12 protein-coding genes are annotated in these 17,585 nt (G+C 63.7%); 2 read left to right on the top strand and 10 right to left on the bottom strand.

Going from position 1 to position 17,585, the window contains the following annotated elements; translation table 11 throughout:
- Nucleotides 1-226: 226 nt before the first annotated feature.
- A complete protein-coding gene (locus ABE493_RS12670) occupies nucleotides 227-1,003 on the top strand; it encodes a HipA family kinase (RefSeq protein ID WP_346499276.1) in 777 nt (258 codons plus the stop codon).
- Nucleotides 981-1,373 (top strand): DUF3037 domain-containing protein, encoded by a 393-nt coding sequence (locus ABE493_RS12665; RefSeq protein ID WP_346499275.1) that lies wholly within the window; start codon nucleotides 981-983, stop codon nucleotides 1,371-1,373. Before ABE493_RS12670 ends, ABE493_RS12665 begins: the two co-directional genes overlap by 23 nt.
- A 192-nt stretch (nucleotides 1,374-1,565) precedes the next feature.
- Here ABE493_RS12665 and ABE493_RS12660 read toward each other — a convergent pair whose 3' ends face one another.
- The 10 genes from ABE493_RS12660 to smc form a co-directional block, all read right to left on the bottom strand.
- A complete protein-coding gene (locus ABE493_RS12660; RefSeq protein WP_346499274.1) occupies nucleotides 1,566-1,958 on the bottom strand; it encodes an energy transducer TonB in 393 nt (130 codons plus the stop codon).
- 111 nt (nucleotides 1,959-2,069) lie between these two features.
- Complete coding sequence (locus tag ABE493_RS12655; protein WP_346499273.1) at nucleotides 2,070-3,689, bottom strand: acyl-CoA synthetase; 1,620 nt, start codon at nucleotides 3,687-3,689, stop codon at nucleotides 2,070-2,072.
- 392 nt (nucleotides 3,690-4,081) lie between these two features.
- On the bottom strand, nucleotides 4,082-6,784 hold the full coding sequence (gyrA, locus tag ABE493_RS12650) for a DNA gyrase subunit A (protein ID WP_346499272.1): 2,703 nt from the start codon (nucleotides 6,782-6,784) through the stop codon (nucleotides 4,082-4,084).
- Between the two features lie 500 nt (nucleotides 6,785-7,284).
- Nucleotides 7,285-8,349, bottom strand: a complete 1,065-nt coding sequence (gene mtnA / locus ABE493_RS12645; RefSeq protein WP_346499271.1) for an S-methyl-5-thioribose-1-phosphate isomerase — start codon at nucleotides 8,347-8,349, stop codon at nucleotides 7,285-7,287.
- Between the two features lie 47 nt (nucleotides 8,350-8,396).
- On the bottom strand, nucleotides 8,397-9,080 hold the full coding sequence (locus ABE493_RS12640) for a DUF3011 domain-containing protein (protein WP_346499269.1): 684 nt from the start codon (nucleotides 9,078-9,080) through the stop codon (nucleotides 8,397-8,399).
- A gap of 123 nt (nucleotides 9,081-9,203) precedes the next feature.
- Complete coding sequence (epmA, locus tag ABE493_RS12635) at nucleotides 9,204-10,151, bottom strand: EF-P lysine aminoacylase EpmA (protein ID WP_346499267.1); 948 nt, start codon at nucleotides 10,149-10,151, stop codon at nucleotides 9,204-9,206.
- Nucleotides 10,148-10,624 (bottom strand): GNAT family N-acetyltransferase, encoded by a 477-nt coding sequence (locus ABE493_RS12630; RefSeq protein WP_346499266.1) that lies wholly within the window; start codon nucleotides 10,622-10,624, stop codon nucleotides 10,148-10,150. Before ABE493_RS12630 ends, epmA begins: the two co-directional genes overlap by 4 nt.
- Nucleotides 10,621-13,098, bottom strand: a complete 2,478-nt coding sequence (gene ligA, locus ABE493_RS12625; protein ID WP_346499265.1) for an NAD-dependent DNA ligase LigA — start codon at nucleotides 13,096-13,098, stop codon at nucleotides 10,621-10,623. The genes ABE493_RS12630 and ligA overlap by 4 nt, the downstream gene beginning before the upstream one ends.
- A 186-nt stretch (nucleotides 13,099-13,284) precedes the next feature.
- A complete protein-coding gene (gene zipA / locus ABE493_RS12620; RefSeq protein WP_346499264.1) occupies nucleotides 13,285-14,019 on the bottom strand; it encodes a cell division protein ZipA in 735 nt (244 codons plus the stop codon).
- Nucleotides 14,020-14,067: 48 nt separating this feature from the next.
- Entirely contained in the window at nucleotides 14,068-17,571 is a 3,504-nt protein-coding gene (gene smc, locus ABE493_RS12615; RefSeq protein ID WP_346499263.1) for a chromosome segregation protein SMC, read from the bottom strand.
- Between the last annotated feature and the right edge of the window lie 14 nt (nucleotides 17,572-17,585).

The raw sequence follows: 17,585 nt of genomic DNA, 5'->3' as shown, positions 1-17,585 counted from the left end.
CACCACTTTCGACTGGAGCCTCGGTAGTGGCCTGCATGTCCGGCGCAGCCTGAGTGCACACGGAGAAAATCCGCCGCCGGCAACGGCTTGAACAACGCCGGCCGCCTGTCATCCGACCGGCGGGCCGTTGTACCGCGCCGACTGCGTTCTCAACTGCCAGCCGGCCCACGCCCCGGGCTCGGCTTTGGGTTAGGCTGGCCGCCCAGCCCAAACCGGTTCAATACACTTGAAAACGGTCCACGCCACCCGCTATATCACCCCGCTGCGAGAAGGTGGTTCACTGCCAGCAGTGATCGAGGCCGATGACGATGGCATGTATGTCATCAAGTTCCGTGGCGCAGGCCAAGGCCCCAAGGCCTTGATCGCCGAGCTGGTGGTCGGCCGGCTTGCTCAGGTGCTTGGGTTGCCAATGCCGGACATCGCACTAGTCGAACTGGACCGTGAGTTCGCCCGCACCGAACCGGATCCCGAGATCCAGGATCTGATCCGCGCCAGCGAAGGCATCAACCTTGGCAGTGACTACCTGCCAGGCGCGCTCAATTACGACCCGGCCGCGATGCAGCCCGATGCCGAGCTGGCCTCGCGCATCGCCTGGTTTGATGCCTACACCAGCAATGTGGACCGCACCGCGCGCAACCCGAACCTGATGGTCTGGCACCGCAAGCTCTACCTGATCGACCACGGCGCCGCGCTGTATTTCCACCACGATTGGGAGAGCGCCGGCGAAGCCTGTGGCAAACCCTTTGTGCTGATCCGTGATCACGTGCTGCTGCCATTCGCCAGCCGCATCGCCGAGGCTGACGCAGCCCTGGCCCCCTTGCTGACCGATGCGGTCATCGACGGTATCGTCGCGCAGATCCCTGAAAGCTGGCTGCAGAGCGAGCCCAGCTTCAGCGATGTCGATGCCTATCGTTCGGCGTATGCCAGCTATCTGAAGCGCCGCCTGCAGTTGCGCGATTCCTTCGTACAGGAGGCGGTCCGTGCCCACGCTGCATACCTATGACTACGCTGTCATCCGCGTTGTACCGCGGGTGGAGCGCGAGGAATTCATCAACGTTGGCGTGATCGTCTCCTGCCCCAGCGCCGCTTACCTGCAGGCTGCCATCGAAATCGATGCCGCACGCCTGCAGGCGTTTGCACCGCAACTGGACCAGGCCGCCGTGCAGCCATGGCTGGATGCCATCGTCGCGATCTGCCAGGGAGAGCCCGGCGCAGGCCCCATCGCACAGCTGCCACCACGCGCACGCTTCCACTTCCTCACCGCCAAGCGCAGCTCGGTGGTGCAGACCTCGGTCACCCACGTAGGCCGCACCAGCAACCCGGCCGGCCTGGTCGAGCACCTGCTCGAGCGCATGGTGCGCACGCCGCGCTGAGCCGTCGCCAGCCAATAGACGTCCGTAGAGCGGAGCCATGCTCCGCTGCGGCCTTACCGGCAGTGCCGAGCCATGCTCGGCAGAGGCTTGACTGGCAATGCCCTTGCCGAGCATGGCTCGGCACTACAGGGATGCACACGACAGAATAAAGCCGGGCAACTCTCGGCTTTGTTCATCCTTTCGGTGCGAGATCTAACGTGCCGGACTGTCCCAATGCGTTGACAACTGACTGCGAACCGGTTGCCGCGCTGAGTTGCTCTCGGTGGGATCAAAACGCATGGCCTTCACTGCATTGAGTGCCCATTCGGAGCTGGCTCCAGTCGGTTTCGCCTCTATCACCTCGACATCCTTGGTTCGACCACGTTTGGTTACCGTGTAGGCAACGGTAACTTCCTCCGCAAACGCTACCTTGCCATGGTTTGCCGGCATCCGGGGATGGAACTCCCCTCCACCGGGAGTCCAGAGCTTCAGGGCTTCGGAGGGAGCGAGCTGCAACGGCTCAGCATTCCCTGCAATGACCGACGGACTGACAGTAACCGCGACAACAAGCAGCATCAAACCCGTCATCTTTGAGAGCATGATCATTCCCTGAATGAGCCTAAGGTTGTTGCACTCTAGTAGCGGGCGCAGGCTGCTGCAAGTTGCACCGCCATATGCAGGCAGCAGCTTTCGTGGACAGCCAGAGTGGCTGCAGTATCAGTCCAGATCGGCCAGCTCCTTCGCCGCATCACGCAAGGTGAACTTCTGCACCTTGCCGGTGGCCGTGCGCGGCAAGGGGCCGAATACGAAGCGCCGCGGTACCTTGAAGCCCGCCAGATGCTGGCGGCAATGGGCGAGCGCATCTTCGCTGGCCAGTTCCAGGGTTTCCTTCAACTCGATGAAGGCACAAGGCGTTTCGCCCCACTTCGGATCCGGCTTGGCCACTACCGCCGCCGCCAGCACGGCGGGATGGCGGCACAGCACATCTTCCAGCTCAAGCGAGGAGATGTTTTCGCCGCCGGAAATGATCACATCCTTGGAGCGATCACGGATCTTGACCGCACCATTGGCATAGACCACCGCCAGATCACCGGTATGGAACCAGCCACCCGCAAATGCCTCGGCCGTGGCACGCGGATTCTTCAGGTAACCCTGCATGGTGATGTTGCCGCGGAACATGATCTCGCCAACGCTCTCGCCGTCCCAAGGCACCGGTTGCAGAGTCTCGGGATCCAGCACCTGCATGTCCTCCTGCAGCAGACAGGCCACGCCTTGGCGGCTGTTGAGTTCGGCGCGCTCGGCAATAGGCAGCTGCGCCCAATCGGGCTGCGGCTGGCAGATCGAGGCCGGGCCATACACTTCGGTCAGCCCATAGACGTGGGTGATTTCCACGCCCATACGCTCCATTTCTTCGAGCACCGCGGCCGGTGGCGCGGCACCGGCGACCTGGCCCTTGACGCCGACCAAGCCCTGCTTGCTGTCCTCTGGCGCGGCAGCAAGTGCCGCATGAATCACCGGCGCACCACAGTAATGGCTGACCGCGTGCTCACGCATCAACTCCAGCACCTGCTTGCGATCGAAGCGGCGCAGGCAGACTTGGGTGCCGGCTACTGCCGCCATCGTCCACGGGAAACACCAGCCGTTGCAGTGAAACATCGGCAGCGTCCACAGATACACGGGGTGTTGTGGCATGCCCCAGTCGATGATGTTGGCCACCGCATTCAAGTAGGCGCCGCGATGGTGATAAACCACGCCCTTCGGATCACCGGTGGTGCCCGAGGTGTAGTTCAGGGTGATCGCATCCCATTCGTCGGCCGGCAATTCGAATGCGAACTCCGGGTCGCCGGATGCAAGCAAGGCCTCGTACTCGATCTGGCCGAGAAACGCGCCTTCCTCGATCTCCACATCATCGACATCGATGACCTGTGGCGGGTGCGCGCACAGCGCCAGCGCCCGCTCCATCAAAGGCGCGAATTCCCGGTCACTGAATACGATTCTGGCTTCGCCGTGATCGAGCATGAAAGCCAGGGTCTGTGCATCCAACCGCGTGTTGAGCGTATTCAACACCGCGCCAAGCATCGCCGGGCCGTAGTGCAGCTCGATCATCGCCGGGGTATTTGGCAGCAGCGCCGCAACGGTATCGCCCTTGCCAATGCCCATGCGCTTTAACGCCGATGCCAACCGGCGGCAACGCTGGTAAACCTGCGCCCAATCCAGACGGCGTTCACCGTGGATGACAGCCAGCCGTTGCGGATGCACGGTGGCTGCTTTGCGCAGAAAACTCAGTGGCGACAATGCGGTGTAGTTGGCCTGGTTGCGACCAAGATCCTGGTACATCTGGGGCCTCTCCCTCTCCAAGGATGTTACCGGTAGAGAGTCGGTCAGCCGGGAGGGAATGTCGCTGCGACATTAGTCGCAGGGGCTTTATTTGGATTGGGTTGCTTGGGTTCGCTTGTTTGGGATCGCTAGTCAGGAGCTTCCCCTCACCCCAACCCCTCTCCTGCACGCGGGAGAGGGGCTCAGTCCGCTTCGTCGGGCGGTGTAACTAGCCCCTCTCCCGGAAGCGGGAGATGGGTTCGGATCGCTTCGTCTCGCGGTGCACTAGCCCCTCTCCCGCGTGCGGGAGAGGGGTTGGGGTGAGGGCAGGCTTTCAGCGCATGAACTCAAAACCCCAGACAAAAAAAGCGCCGGCATGCCGGCGCTTTTCCATAACTGAAACCCTGAGGAAATCAGGCCTCCGGAACTGCCGGGGTCTGCACTTCCACAGCAGCGGCGCCATCGCCCTCCAGTACCTCATCCTCCGCCTCAAGCGATGCATCCAGGCGTTCAACCGCCTGCAGCTTCTCGCCCTTGGACAGACGGATCAGGGTAACGCCCTGGGTGTTGCGGCCGACGCGGGAGATTTCCGAACCGCGCGTGCGCACCAGGGTGCCGCCGTCGGAGATCAACAACACCTCATCGCCAGTACCCAGCAATACCGCGCTGACCAGCTTGCCGTTGCGTTCGCTGGTCTGGATGCCGATCACGCCCTGCGTGCCACGCCCCTTGCGCGGATAGTCCGCCAGCGGTGTGCGCTTGCCGTAGCCGTTCTCGGTCGCGGTGAGGATGTACTGCACGCCAGCATCGTCGGCAACATCGATGATCTCGCCGCTGTCCGCTGCCACTTCCTCAACAACAGTGTTCTCGTCTTCGTTCTCGTCTTCGACGCCACCGGCACTTTCGGCAACGATCAGGCTGACAACCTGCTCACCCTTGGGCATCTTGATGCCGCGCACACCGGTAGCAGTACGGCCCATCGAGCGGACCTTGTCTTCACCGAAACGCACGGTCTTGCCGTTGGAGGCGAACAGCACGATGTCACGCTCACCATCGGTCAGGCCAACGCCGACCAGCGCGTCGCCGTCATCCAGGTTGATGGCGATCTTGCCGCGTGCCAGACGGAACGCGAACTCGCTGAGCGGGGTCTTCTTGACCGTGCCGTTGCGGGTGGCGAAGAACACGAAGTGGTTTTCGTCGTATTCGCGCACCGGCAGCACGGCCTGCACACGCTCGCCGTTTTCCAGCGCGATCCAGTTGATGATCGGCCGGCCGCGGGCATTGGACCCGGCTTCCGGCAGCTGATGCACCGGCAGCCAGAACACCTTGCCCGAGCTGGTGAAGGTCAACAACGTGTCATGCGTATTGACCAGCCACAACTGCTCGATGAAATCCTCGTCCTTGGTCGCAGCGGCACTGCGGCCACGGCCACCACGACGCTGTGCGCGGTAGGCACTGACCGGCTGGCGCTTGACGTAACCGGCGCGCGACAGCGTCACCACCACGTCTTCCGGCGCGATCAGGTCGAGGATGTCCAGATCTTCTTCGCTGTGGCGGATTTCAGTACGACGTGCATCGCCGAACTCGGCACGCACGCTTTCCAGTTCCTCGCGAATGACCTGCAGCAGCACATCCGGGTTTTCCAGAATGCGGATCAGGCCTGCGATGACTTCCAGCAGCTGCTTGTACTCTTCGGTCAGCCTGTCCTGCTCCAGCCCGGTCAGGCGGTGCAGGCGCATTTCCAGAATCTGCGTGGCCTGCACTTCGCTGAGCTGGTAATGGCCGTCGACCAGGCCAATAGCCTTGGGCAGGTCTTCCGGGCGCGACGCCTCGGCACCGGCGGCACCCAGCAGCGCACCCACCAGACCCGGCTCCCATACCTTGGAGAGCATGCGCTCCTTGGCTTCAGCCGGGTTGGCCGAGGTCTTGATCAACTCGATCATTTCATCGATGTTGGCCAAGGCAACCGTCAGGCCTTCCAACACGTGCGCACGCGCACGCGCCTTGCGCAGTTCAAAGATGGTGCGACGGGTGACAACCTCACGGCGGTGGCGGATGAACGCCTCCAGCATTTCCTTGAGGTTCAACAGCTTCGGCCGGCCATCGACCAGCGCCACCATGTTGATGCCGAACACCGACTCCATCTGGGTCTGCTGGTACAGGTTGTTGAGCACAACCTCGGCCGACTCGCCACGCTTGATTTCGATGTAGATGCGCATGCCGTCCTTGTCGGACTCATCGCGCAGCTCGCTGATGCCTTCGAGCTTCTTTTCCTTGACCAGCTCGGCGATCTTTTCGATCAACCGCGCCTTGTTCACCTGGTACGGAATCTCGGTGACGATGATCGATTCACGACCATTGTCAGCCACTTCGATATCAGCCTTGGCACGGATGCGCACACGGCCACGACCGGTGCGGTAGCCGGCGATGATGCCGGCGGTGCCATTGATGATGCCGGCGGTGGGGAAATCCGGGCCCGGGATGTACTCCATCAAGCCGTCGACGTCGATCGACGGATCGTCGATCAGCGCGATGCAGGCATTGATGGATTCAGTGAGATTGTGCGGCGGAATATTGGTCGCCATGCCCACCGCGATACCGGCCGAACCATTGACCAGCAGGTTCGGGAACCGGGTCGGCATGACCGTCGGCTCCAGTTCCTTTTCGTCGTAGTTGGGCTGGAAATCGACAGTTTCCTTGTCGATATCGGCCATCAGTTCATGCGTGAGGCGCGACATGCGTGCCTCGGTGTAACGCATTGCTGCTGCCGAGTCGCCGTCGACCGAACCGAAGTTACCTTGGCCGTCCACCAGCATGTAGCGCAGCGAGAATGGCTGCGCCAAACGCACCAGCGCGTCGTAGACCGACTGATCGCCGTGCGGGTGGTATTTACCGATCACGTCACCGACGATACGCGCCGACTTGAAGTACGCCTTGTTGCTGTGAGCGCCCAGCTCATTCATCGCAAACAGGACGCGGCGATGTACTGGCTTGAGGCCATCGCGAGCATCGGGGAGTGCGCGGCCAACGATCACGCTCATGGCGTAATCGAGATAGCTCTTGCGCATCTCGTCTTCCAGGTTGACCTGGATGATTTCCTTGGCGTTTTCTGCCATTCGGGTTCCGTTGTCAGGTAGCGATCCTGTCCGACGACAGCACCTTGACGGGCCACCTTGCCGGAAACTCGGATCAACCTGCGGAGTTTATCACAAAGGGCGGTTTTTCGCCGCCAATTAAGGGCGTTTTACCGGAAGAAATCAGGAACTTAGGGTTGGCCGACAGGTAGAGCCGGGCCGTGCTCGGCTGGGGCATTCCCGGGAAGGCCTCTGCCGAGCATGGTTCGGCACTACGCTGCACCTGTAGAGCAGAGCCATGCTGCGCTGGGTCTGGCCAATGCGGCTTGTGGGAGCGGCGTCAGCCGCGAAGCCACCTGGCCATCAGATCCCGGCAACACAGGTTTCAAGCACCACCAGCTTCGCGGCTTACGCCGCTCCTACACGCAGCCGCGGCGGGTCGATGCGGGGCTGGGAAGCCCTTGCCGAGCATGGCTCGGCACTACCTGCTGCGCTGGCTGATTTGGCGGGTAAGCCGCTGCCGAGGATGGCTCGGCATTACCTCAGTCCGCGAAGGCGGCGGCCATGGTTGCCAGGTCCGGCTTCAGGATCACGCCGCGCTCGGTGACGATGGCGTCGATCAGCTCGCCCGGGGTCACGTCGAACACCGGGTTCCAGGCGGCAATGCCCTCGGCGACGGTGCGCGCGCCGCCAACGCCGAACAGTTCGCCCGGGTCACGCTGCTCGATCTCGATCTCGTCGCCATGCGCCGTGCCCATATCCACGGTCGAGGACGGCGCCACCACCATGAACTTGACGCCATGATGGCGGGCGGCGATAGCCAGCTGGTAGGTGCCAATCTTGTTGGCGGTATCACCATTGGCGCAAATGCGATCAGCACCGACGATCACCCACTGCACCGCGCCGGTCTTCATCAGGTGTGCGGCTGCAGAATCGGCGATCAAGGTCGCGTCGATGCCGTCCTGCTGCAGCTCCCAAACGGTAAGGCGGGCGCCCTGCAACCAGGGCCGGGTCTCGCCGGCAAACACGCGGCCGATCCGTTCCTGCGCGACGCCAGCGCGTATCACGCCCAAAGCGGTGCCGAAGCCTGCGGTGGCCAACGAGCCGGTATTGCAATGGGTCATTACGCCACTGCCCGGCGCGATCAAGGCCGCACCCAAGGCACCCATATGGCGATTGGCAGCCAGGTCCTCATCGGAGATTGCCTGCGCTTCCAGCCCTGCCACCTGCTTCCAGTCCGCACCGGCCACCGCCAAGGCACGGCGCATGCGCGCCAGCGCCCAAGCCAGGTTGACCGCGGTAGGACGCGAGGCGTTGAGCCGCTCCAGCGCCGGCGCCAGCAGCTGCAATGCGGCAGCACCGTCGGCGGCCTGCAGCTCGCGCGCAGCCAGCACCACGCCCCACGCGGCCGCGATACCGATGGCCGGCGCACCGCGCACGGTCAAGGCATGGATGGCTTCTGCGACCGCGTCGCTGTCGTGGCACAGCACGTGCTCGACGATAAACGGCAGCTTGCGCTGATCCAGCAGCTCCAAGGCATCGCCGGTCCAGCGGATCGGACGGATATGGTCGTAACGGGCGTAGTCAATGGCAGGGGTATCGTTCATGCGCCCATTGTAATCGGCAGCGCAAAGCGCGGATCAAGCCACCCGTATCAATCGGCGGAAAATTCGCCGCGGCAGCCCTTGTCCACCCAGATGCCATTGCGGTCCCAGCCCCAGCTGTCGCCCTCGCGGCAAGCGGCGCTGGACAACTGTTCGACCAGGGTGACCCGACGCGTGACGCTGACACCACATTCGCGGCGCAGCTCGCCCTTGGACTCGCAGATCACCTTGCGCGGTATGTCGACAAAGCCCGAGCCATCCTCGGCACCGACTTCGAACTGCCCCTGGCAGCCCCGGCTGACCCAGATTTCCCTGTTGCTATAGCCCCAGCTGCGTCCTTCCCTGCACGGCAGCACCGACTGCTGCCGCAACAGCCGCACCGGCGCGCCACGCAGCACAACCGGGCAGACCTCCATCCGCCCCCTGGACTCACAGCGCACCACCCGCCGGGTGGTACGGGTAACCGGCCGCGGACGGGCGAACTCGGCCCGGCAGCCCTGGCTCACCCACACCGCGCCCTCTTCCGTGCCCCAACTGGTCTCACGAATGCAGTCGCGCTTGGAAAGTTGCCTGACCAGCTGAACTCCGCCGCTGGTATCGATGGGACAAAACGCCCGCTGCTGGTCTTCCGATTCGCAACGCACAACCTGCCTGTCCGCCGCTTTGTTCGCAGACTCCTGGGCCGACAGCAACGCCGGCGCCAGCAACAGCAGCAAGCCGCAAACCCGCTTCATCAGACACACCCCACTTGGGTCATGATGGCTTCCGGTAGTGAACACACTGCCTGATCCGCTGTTAGCAACGCATCATCATCGTCAAGCCGATCCTACAGGTCCATGAGCAAAGATGGGCCCGGCTCAAGCGTTGGCGAAATCAAATGCCAATACGTCGGCGATGCGCGTGGTACCCGCCAGCGCCATCAGCAGGCGGTCCACGCCTACCGCGACGCCGGCACAGGCAGGCAGCGATGGCAGGGCCGCCAGCAAGGCCTCATCCAACGGCGGCTGTTCAGCCCCGCGCGCGGCGCGCACAGCCAGATCGCGCTCGAAGCGTTGCCGCTGCTCCTGTGCGTCGTTCAGCTCATGATAGCCATTGGCCAGCTCAACCGCGCCGAGGTAAAGCTCAAAGCGTTCAGCCACCGGCGGCGTGCCGGGACGAATTTTTGCCAGCGCCGCCTGGCTGGCCGGCCAGTCGTGGATCACGGTGATGGTGCCCGCATCGAACTGGGCTTGGATGCGGTGGGTCATCAGCAGATCCAACCAGTCATCGCGGGTCAAACCGTCCGCCGCAATTTCCACCTCACCCAGCCCCGCACGCAACTCCGCCTCATCGGCCTCGAACGGATCCAGCGCCACCGCCTCGATGAACAGATCGCGATAGCTGACGATGCGTACCGCTGCCGGGGGGCGCTCAACCAGCGCCAGCGCCGCCTGCACCAGGGCAATGGTCTCGTCGATCAAACGATGATGATCCCAACCCACCCGGTACCACTCCAGCATCGTGAATTCTGGATTGTGGCGGCCGCCGGCCTCACCGTTGCGGAACACCCGGCCAAGTTCGTAGCAATCGCCTACGCCGGCCGCCAACAGGCGCTTGAGCGGATATTCCGGCGAGGTGCGCAGCCAGCGTTGTGCCGGGCCGGCATCGACATGACCGCTGAAGCGGGTATGGAAGCCTTCAATGTTCGGCTCGGTATTGCCGGCCGCCGACATGATCGGCGTTTCAACTTCCAATACATCGCGCTCGGCGAAAAACTGCCGGATCAGGGCATTCAAACGTGCGCGCTGACGCAGGGCTGCGATCACGAGTGCAGGCGCCCGGCGGTCCCGTTCAATGACAGGGTCAGGATGTCGCGCTCATCGTCGCGATAGCCCGCTCCCAGGTACAGGGCCTTGGCTTTGGCATTATGGTGATTCACTTCCAGACGGATCACCGCCGCGCCCTGCCCCGCTGCCCAGTCGCGGGCCAGCGCCAAGGCCTGCCGGCCCCAACCGCGACCGCGCGCAGCCGGCCCCAGATACAACTCATCCAACAACACAAACCGACCACCCTGCTCGACGCTGAAGCACCAGCCCAAGGTGATGTAGCCCACAACCTGCTCATCGGCCAGCAGCAACAACGCGGCGCCGCAACTCGGCTCATCCAGCAAGGTATGCAGCCCCGGCTCAACCCGTTCGGCGATGTAGGGGATCTGATCTTCCACGTAGAAATCGCGCACCATCGCGATCAACTGAGGGAAGTCTGCCGATTGCGCAACGCGCACCTGTATTTCACTCATTCCTGTTCTCCATTGTCGGCGAGGAAGGCAAGCAGACGCGCTTCGTCCCAGACCTCCACACCGAGCTCGTTTGCCTTGTCCAACTTGGAACCGGCTTCAGTGCCGGCCACCACGAAACTGGTCTTCTTCGACACGCTGCCTGAAACCTTGGCGCCCAATGCCTCCAGCCTGGCCTTGGCCTCGTCGCGGCTCATCTGCGCCAGGGTGCCGGTCAACACCACGGTCTTGCCATCAAGCACACCGGTGGCCTGTTGCTGCTGCAACGGCGTGATCTCAAGCAGGCGCTCCAGTGCAGCACCGGCTTCGCTGAACAACTGCGCGTTGGCATCGACGTTCAACCATGCCACCAGAGCATTGGCCGTTTCTGCCGGCAGGCCGGCGGTCATGAAGTTGTGCGCTTCCTCGTCCAGGATCGCTGCGGTAGAGCGGAACGCTTCAGCCAGCTGACGCGCGCGCACCGGCGTGACCTTGGGGATTTCCAGATCGGCCAGCAGCGTTGCCAGATTCAGATCCGTGCGCAGCTTGGCATTGGGCGCATGCGTATCGCTGATCTGCACACCGCGAGCGAGCAGTGCGTCGATGGCCTGCTGATTGCCCGGCTGGGCCATGAAGTGGCCTATCGAACGAGCCACTTCGCCGCCGATGTCCGGCACGCGCTTGAACAGCGGCCAGGGCAGATGGCGGATCAAGTCGAGGTCACCAAACCAGGACGACAATGCCTTGGCGGTGCTTTCGCCCACATGCTCGATGCCCAGCGCGAACAGTAGCCGCTCCAGCGTGGTGTTGCGGCTGGCAGCAATCGCCGCGATCAGGTTGTCGGCCCACTTGGTGGCGATTTTCCTGGTGTTCCACTGGAAACTTGCCGGCACCGACAAGGCCTGTGCCCGCCACGCCGCGTCATCCGCATCCAGCTTGAGGATGCGGTTCAGCGTGTCGCCACTGCCTTCCGGTTGCAGATGCAGGCCGAGCTGCGAGGCCAAGCCTTCCGGCGAATCGGAATCCAAAGCAAGCTTCAACACCAGCAATTGATCGCGGTTGAGTGCATACAGATCGGCGACGCCGCGCACGATGCCCGCATCCACCAGCACTTCGATGTACTTGTCGCCCAGCCCGTCGATATCCATCGCCTTGCGCGAAGCGAAGTGGGCAATGGCTTCCTTGCGCTGCGCCGGGCAGCTCAGTTCGCCGGAGCAGCGCCAGGCCGCCTCGCCTTCCTCGCGCACGATCTCCGAACCACACACCGGGCAGGTGCGCGGCATCTGCCACGGCGTCGTCCCTTCAGGGCGACGCTCAACGATGACGCTGACCACTTCCGGGATCACATCGCCGGCACGGCGCACGATCACCGCATCGCCCACGCGTACGTCCAGGCGCGCGATCTGATCGGCGTTGTGCAAGGTGGCATTGGTGACCACCACGCCGGCCACATGCACCGGCTTCAGCCGAGCAACCGGGGTGGCCGCGCCGGTGCGGCCGATCTGGATCTCGATGGCTTCGACCGTGGTGGTTTGCTCCTGCGCCGGGAATTTATGCGCGATCGCCCAGCGCGGGGCGCGCGCGACGAAGCCCATTTCCTGCTGGCCTTCGCGGTCGTCGAGTTTGTAGACCACGCCGTCGATGTCGTAGGCCAGGCTGTCGCGGCGTTCGCCGATATCGCGGTAATACGCCAGCAGACCTTCAGCGCCCTGTACCACCTTGCACAGGTCGCTGACCGGAAAGCCCCATTGCGCCAGCTGTGCAAGCGTAGCCGAATGGGTCTCGGGCAGCTCGCCACCGGCGACCTCACCCAGGCCGTAGGCATAGAAACTCAGGGGCCGCTGCGCACTGATCTTCGGATCGAGCTGGCGCAGAGAACCGGCCGCGCCATTGCGCGGATTGGCCAGCACCTTGCCGCCATGCAGGCGTGCCTGCTCGTTGTAACGTTCGAAATCCGCGCGCGGCATGTAAACCTCGCCACGCACTTCCAGCACGTCCGGCCAGCCCTTGCCCTGCAGCTGCTGCGGGATGACCTTGATCTGGCGCAGGTTGGCACTGACGTCTTCGCCGGTGGCACCATCGCCACGGGTTGCGCCCTGCACGAACACGCCATGCTCATAGCGCAGATTGATGGCCAGGCCATCGAGCTTGGGTTCGGCGGAGAAGAACAGTTCGCGGCGACGCAGGCGCTCATCGATGCGACGCACGAAGTCATGCACCTCGGCATCGCTGAAGGCATTGCCCAGCGACAGCATCGGCACCGCATGCACTACTTCGGGAAAACGCGAGGACGGCTTGCCGCCAACCTGATGACTGGGCGAGTCGGCGCTGTCCAGTTCCGGATGCGCCGCTTCCAACGCTTCCAGCTCACGCATCAACCGGTCGTACTCGGCGTCCGGGATGATCTGTTCGTCGTGCTCGTGATAGGCGCGCGAGGCGGCGGCAAGCTGGCGGCGGAGTTCGCTGATGCGCTGGGTGACGGCGGTGTTCTGGTTCATGCGGTGATTTTACCTGCGCGCGGTGTTGGCGCGGTAAAAGAGGCATTGCCAACGCGTCCATGTTTGCTGCGAACAGCACCCCTCCCCGGCCCTCCCCTTGCCTACGGCAAAGGGAGGGGGCAAAGCTCAGCCCCCTCCCTTGCGCGCAGCGTAGGGGAGGGTTGGGGAGGGGTAGCTTTTAGAGCCCTACCAGCGCGGCGACTTGGTCAGCGGCGGCGCTTGGTGCTGGCGGTCATAGGCACGCAGATCGTCGCGGATATGTGCGATGCGCTGGCGACCCAGGGCGTTGCGGCTGTCATCCAGCACCACGCCATCCAGCAGTTCGCCCATGCGCTGCACGGTCGGCAGCATCTTTTCCCAGGCATCGAGCGCGGTCATCGGCGCCGGCAGGGTCAGGAAGAAGGCGATGGCCGGGGTTTCCATGTCGCGGATATTGGCCATATCAAAACTGCCCGGCTTCATGATGCTGGCCATCGAGAAGATCGGGCCGCGCTCCGAATGCCCTTCCACCAGCCGGTGGAACACATTCATGTAGCCGAACACCAGGCCGGTCTTCTCCGCTGCCACCACGATGTCCTCGCCACGCAGCACCTGCCCGGAACGGGCGGCCACATACAGCGAGACGATCTTGTCGAAATCCTGGCTTGGCCGCTTGCCCAGTTCGCTGAGATTGCCGGCGTCGACGTCCGGCAGACCCAGCTCAGGTTGCGTCCCCTCTTCGCCCTGCGCCGTGCCCTCATCAACTTCAGCAACACCCTCGCCGCTGCCCAGCACCGGCTCACGGCGCGACCGCTCGGCGTCGGCAGGTTCCTTGCGCTTGCCTTGCGCCAGCCGCTTGGGCCGGCTGAAAAAGAAGATGGCTGCTACCAGCAAGACGCCGGCCAGCAGAATTCCGATACGCAACAGTGCCGTGTCAGACATGCGTTGCAGTCTCCGGGTTAATCGTTCAGGTGGCTAAAGGATGGCACGTCAGGCGGCGCCCGCCAATCGGGCAGCCTCTTCAAGATCAACACTGACCAGGCGACTGACGCCCGGCTCACGCATGGTGACGCCCGACAACTGGTGCGCTGCCTCCATCGTCGCCTTGTTGTGGCTGACGAACAGGAACTGCACTTTCTCACTCATTTCCTTGACCATATTGGCCAGGCGGCCGACGTTGGCCTCGTCCAGCGGTGCGTCCACCTCGTCCAACAGGCAGAACGGGGCCGGGTTGAGCTGGAAGATGGCGAACACCAGCGCCACCGCGGTCATCGCCTTCTCACCGCCGGACAGCAGCGAGATATTGGACACGCGCTTGCCCGGCGGCCGCGCCATGATGGTCACGCCGGTGTCGAGCAGGTCTTCGCCGGTCAGTTCCAGATAGGCGTGGCCACCACCGAACAGGCGCGGATACAAGGCCTGTACACCGGCATTGACCCGGTCGAAGGTGTCCTTGAAACGGCCACGGGTTTCGCGGTCGATCTTGCGGATGGCGTCTTCCAGGGTTTCCAACGCGGTGTTGAGATCGGTGTTCTGCGCTTCCAGATACTCCGAGCGCTGCGAAGCCTCGCCGTATTCGTGGATCGCCGCCAGGTTGACCGGCTCCAGCCGGCGCATGCGACCGTCGATCTGATGCACCGCCGATTCCCAATCCGACAGGCGGGCGTCCTCGGGCAAGCTGTTGATGACGTCCTGCAGCACGAAGCCGGCTTTTTCCACCGCAGCGGACAACTGATCGGCGCTGAGCACCAGCGCCTGCTGGTCCAGCTTGCGCTGGGAAATGCGTTCGCGCTGCGCCAAGGCCTGTTCGTCGCGCTGATGGCGGGTCTGCTCCAGGCCACGCAGCTCGTGATCAATGCCATCCAACAGCGTGCGCGCTTCGGCCAGCACGCGATCCACGCGTACGCGCTCGGCCAATGCGTTCTGATGCTCCGCTTCCAGCGTATGTACCGGTGTATCGCCCTCGTCCAGCTGCGAGTGCAACTCGCCCAGCCGTGAATCGAGCTGGCCGCGCTGGCTGCCCATACGCTCCAGCGCGTGGCTCAGCGAGCTGATCTGGGTACGCTGCGATTCCAGCGTCAAGGCCAGCGCATGCATGCTGTCGCGCACATTGCGCGCGGCATCGCGGGCCTGATCGCGGGCCTCGCTCATCTGCATGCGTTCACTTTCCAGCGCATGCCGGGCCGATTCCAGATCGCCCATGCTGGAAACCGCTTCATCCAGCCGCATACGCGCCTCGGTGGACTGCTCGCGGCTGACTTCCAGCGTCTCCAGCAACTGCGCCAGTTCGGTTTCGATACGCTCGATGCGCGTGCGCGTGGATTCCAACTTGCCTTGCTGGCTCTGCAACTGCCCAGCCAACTCGGACGCACCACGATGCGCCTGATACAGCGACCGCTGCACCTCTTCGCGCTGCTGCTCGCCCGCCAACAGCTGCTCGCGCAACGCAGCCAGCTGCGTCTCCAGCGTGCTTTCGCGCTCCTGCAAGGTCTCGATCTGCTCACGCAGGGTGACGATCTCGCGCTCGCGCAGCAGCGCGCCCTGCTCGGCCGCACCGGAGCGCGAAAAGCGCACCCAGCCCTGCCCCAGGCGTTCACCGCTGCGGGTGATCACCGAGTCACCGTCGCCAAGCGTGCGCTGCAGCTGCTGCGCCTGGAGCAGATCCTCGGCGCCATGCAGATGCGCCAGCAGGCGGCGGATGGCCAACGGCCCCTGCACTTTCGCCGCCAGCGAGGTCGGCGCGAACTCCGCCTTGCCCTCGGCATCGGCGACCAGTGCGATACGCCCTTCACCCAACTCGCCAAGTGCATCGACCAGGGCTTCGGGTGCATCCACCAGTACACCTTCGATCAACTGCCCCAGTGCGCTTTCAACCGCGTTTTCCCAACCGCGTTCAACGCTGATGCGCTCGCCCACACGCGCCGCCGAATCCAGCCCGCGCGCCTTCAACCATGCGGCGGCAGCGCCTTGCTCCTGGCCAAGCGCCGCCTGCTGCAGCGTCTCCAGCGAGGACAACCGGCCACGCGCGGACTGCGCCTGCTTGCGCACCTCGGCAAGCTCGGTCTGCCCGGCGCGCTGCTGTTCCTGCAATGCAGCCACCGATTGCTTGCGCACTTCGACCTGGGCGTTCAAGGTCTCCAGCGCGGTCTTCTGGGTTTCGTGCTCCAGCTGCAACTGCTCGAAGGCCTCGGCAAGCGCGTCCAGGTCCAGCCCTGCGCGCTCGGCCTGCAGGGCTTCGCGGCGGCGATCAGCCTCCAGGATCTGCTTGTCCAGGTAATCCACGCGGGTGCGTTCAACCTCGCCCGAGCGCGTTGCCTCGGAAGTGTTGCGGTTGTGCGCTTCCCAACGCTGCTGCCAGTCGGCCAGCTTGGCCTCGGCCTCGCGCAGCGCTTCCTGGCGGATTTCATTGTCTTCCTGCAGCTGCTCCAACTGCGGTTCGGCGTTTTCGACCGACTCGCGCAGCACGATCAACTTCGCTTCGTCACCGCTGATGTGCTGGCCAAGTTCGGACAGCGCCTGCCGGGTTTCATCGCGCGCCTTGTGCAGGCGCTGCGCCAGTTCCCGCTGGTGGTGGATCTGCTGCTCAAGCCGGGCCAGGGTGCTGCCAACCTGGTAGACGTCGGCCTGCGCCTTGTTCAAATTCTCGGCCGCTTCTTCGCGACGCACGCGGCCGGTTTCAATGCGGGTTTCGGCATCACGCTGCTCGGCGATCAGCTGCTGCAACTTGGTTTCTTCGCGTGCCAGCGCTTCGCGCAGGCCGCTCAGGCGCCCGTCCAGGCCGCGGTATTCCAGCGCCTTCCACTCCGCGTCCTTGACCCGCCGTTCTTCCTGCAACGCTTGGTACTGCTCGGCCTGCCGCGCCTGCCGCTTGAGGTGTTCAAGCTGCTTGCCGATCTCCTCGCGCAGGTCGTTGAGCCGGTCCAGGTTTTCACGCGTGTGGCGGATGCGGGTTTCGGTTTCCTTGCGGCGCTCCTTGTACTTGGAGATGCCGGCGGCTTCTTCCAGGTACACACGCAGGTCTTCCGGGCGCGCCTCGATGATCTGGCTGATCATGCCCTGCTCGATGATCGAGTAGCTGCGCGGGCCAAGCCCGGTGCCGAGGAACAGATCGGTGATATCGCGGCGGCGGCACTTGGTGCCGTTCAAGTAATAGTTGCTGCTGCCGTCACGACTGACCGTGCGCTTGACCGAAATCTCGTTGAACGAGGCGTACTCGCCGGAGATGGTGTGATCGGCATTGTCGAAGATCAGCTCAACCGTGGCCTGCGATACCGGCTTGCGGCCGGCAGAGCCGGAGAAGATCACGTCGGTCAGCGAATCGCCACGCAGGCGGCTGGCCGAGCTTTCGCCCATGACCCAGCGCACCGCATCGATGATGTTGGACTTGCCACAGCCATTCGGACCGACGACGCCGGTCATATTGGTCGGCAGGTGCAACGTCGTAGGATCGACGAACGACTTGAAACCGGAGAGCTTGATCGTGGATAGACGCATGGAATCTGACTGTT

The sequence above is a fragment of the Stenotrophomonas terrae genome (assembly GCF_039674165.1).
GTDB lineage: Bacteria > Pseudomonadota > Gammaproteobacteria > Xanthomonadales > Xanthomonadaceae > Stenotrophomonas > Stenotrophomonas terrae_A.
Note: the sequence above shows the minus strand (reverse complement) of the source record. Positions and strands in the feature narration are given on the sequence as shown.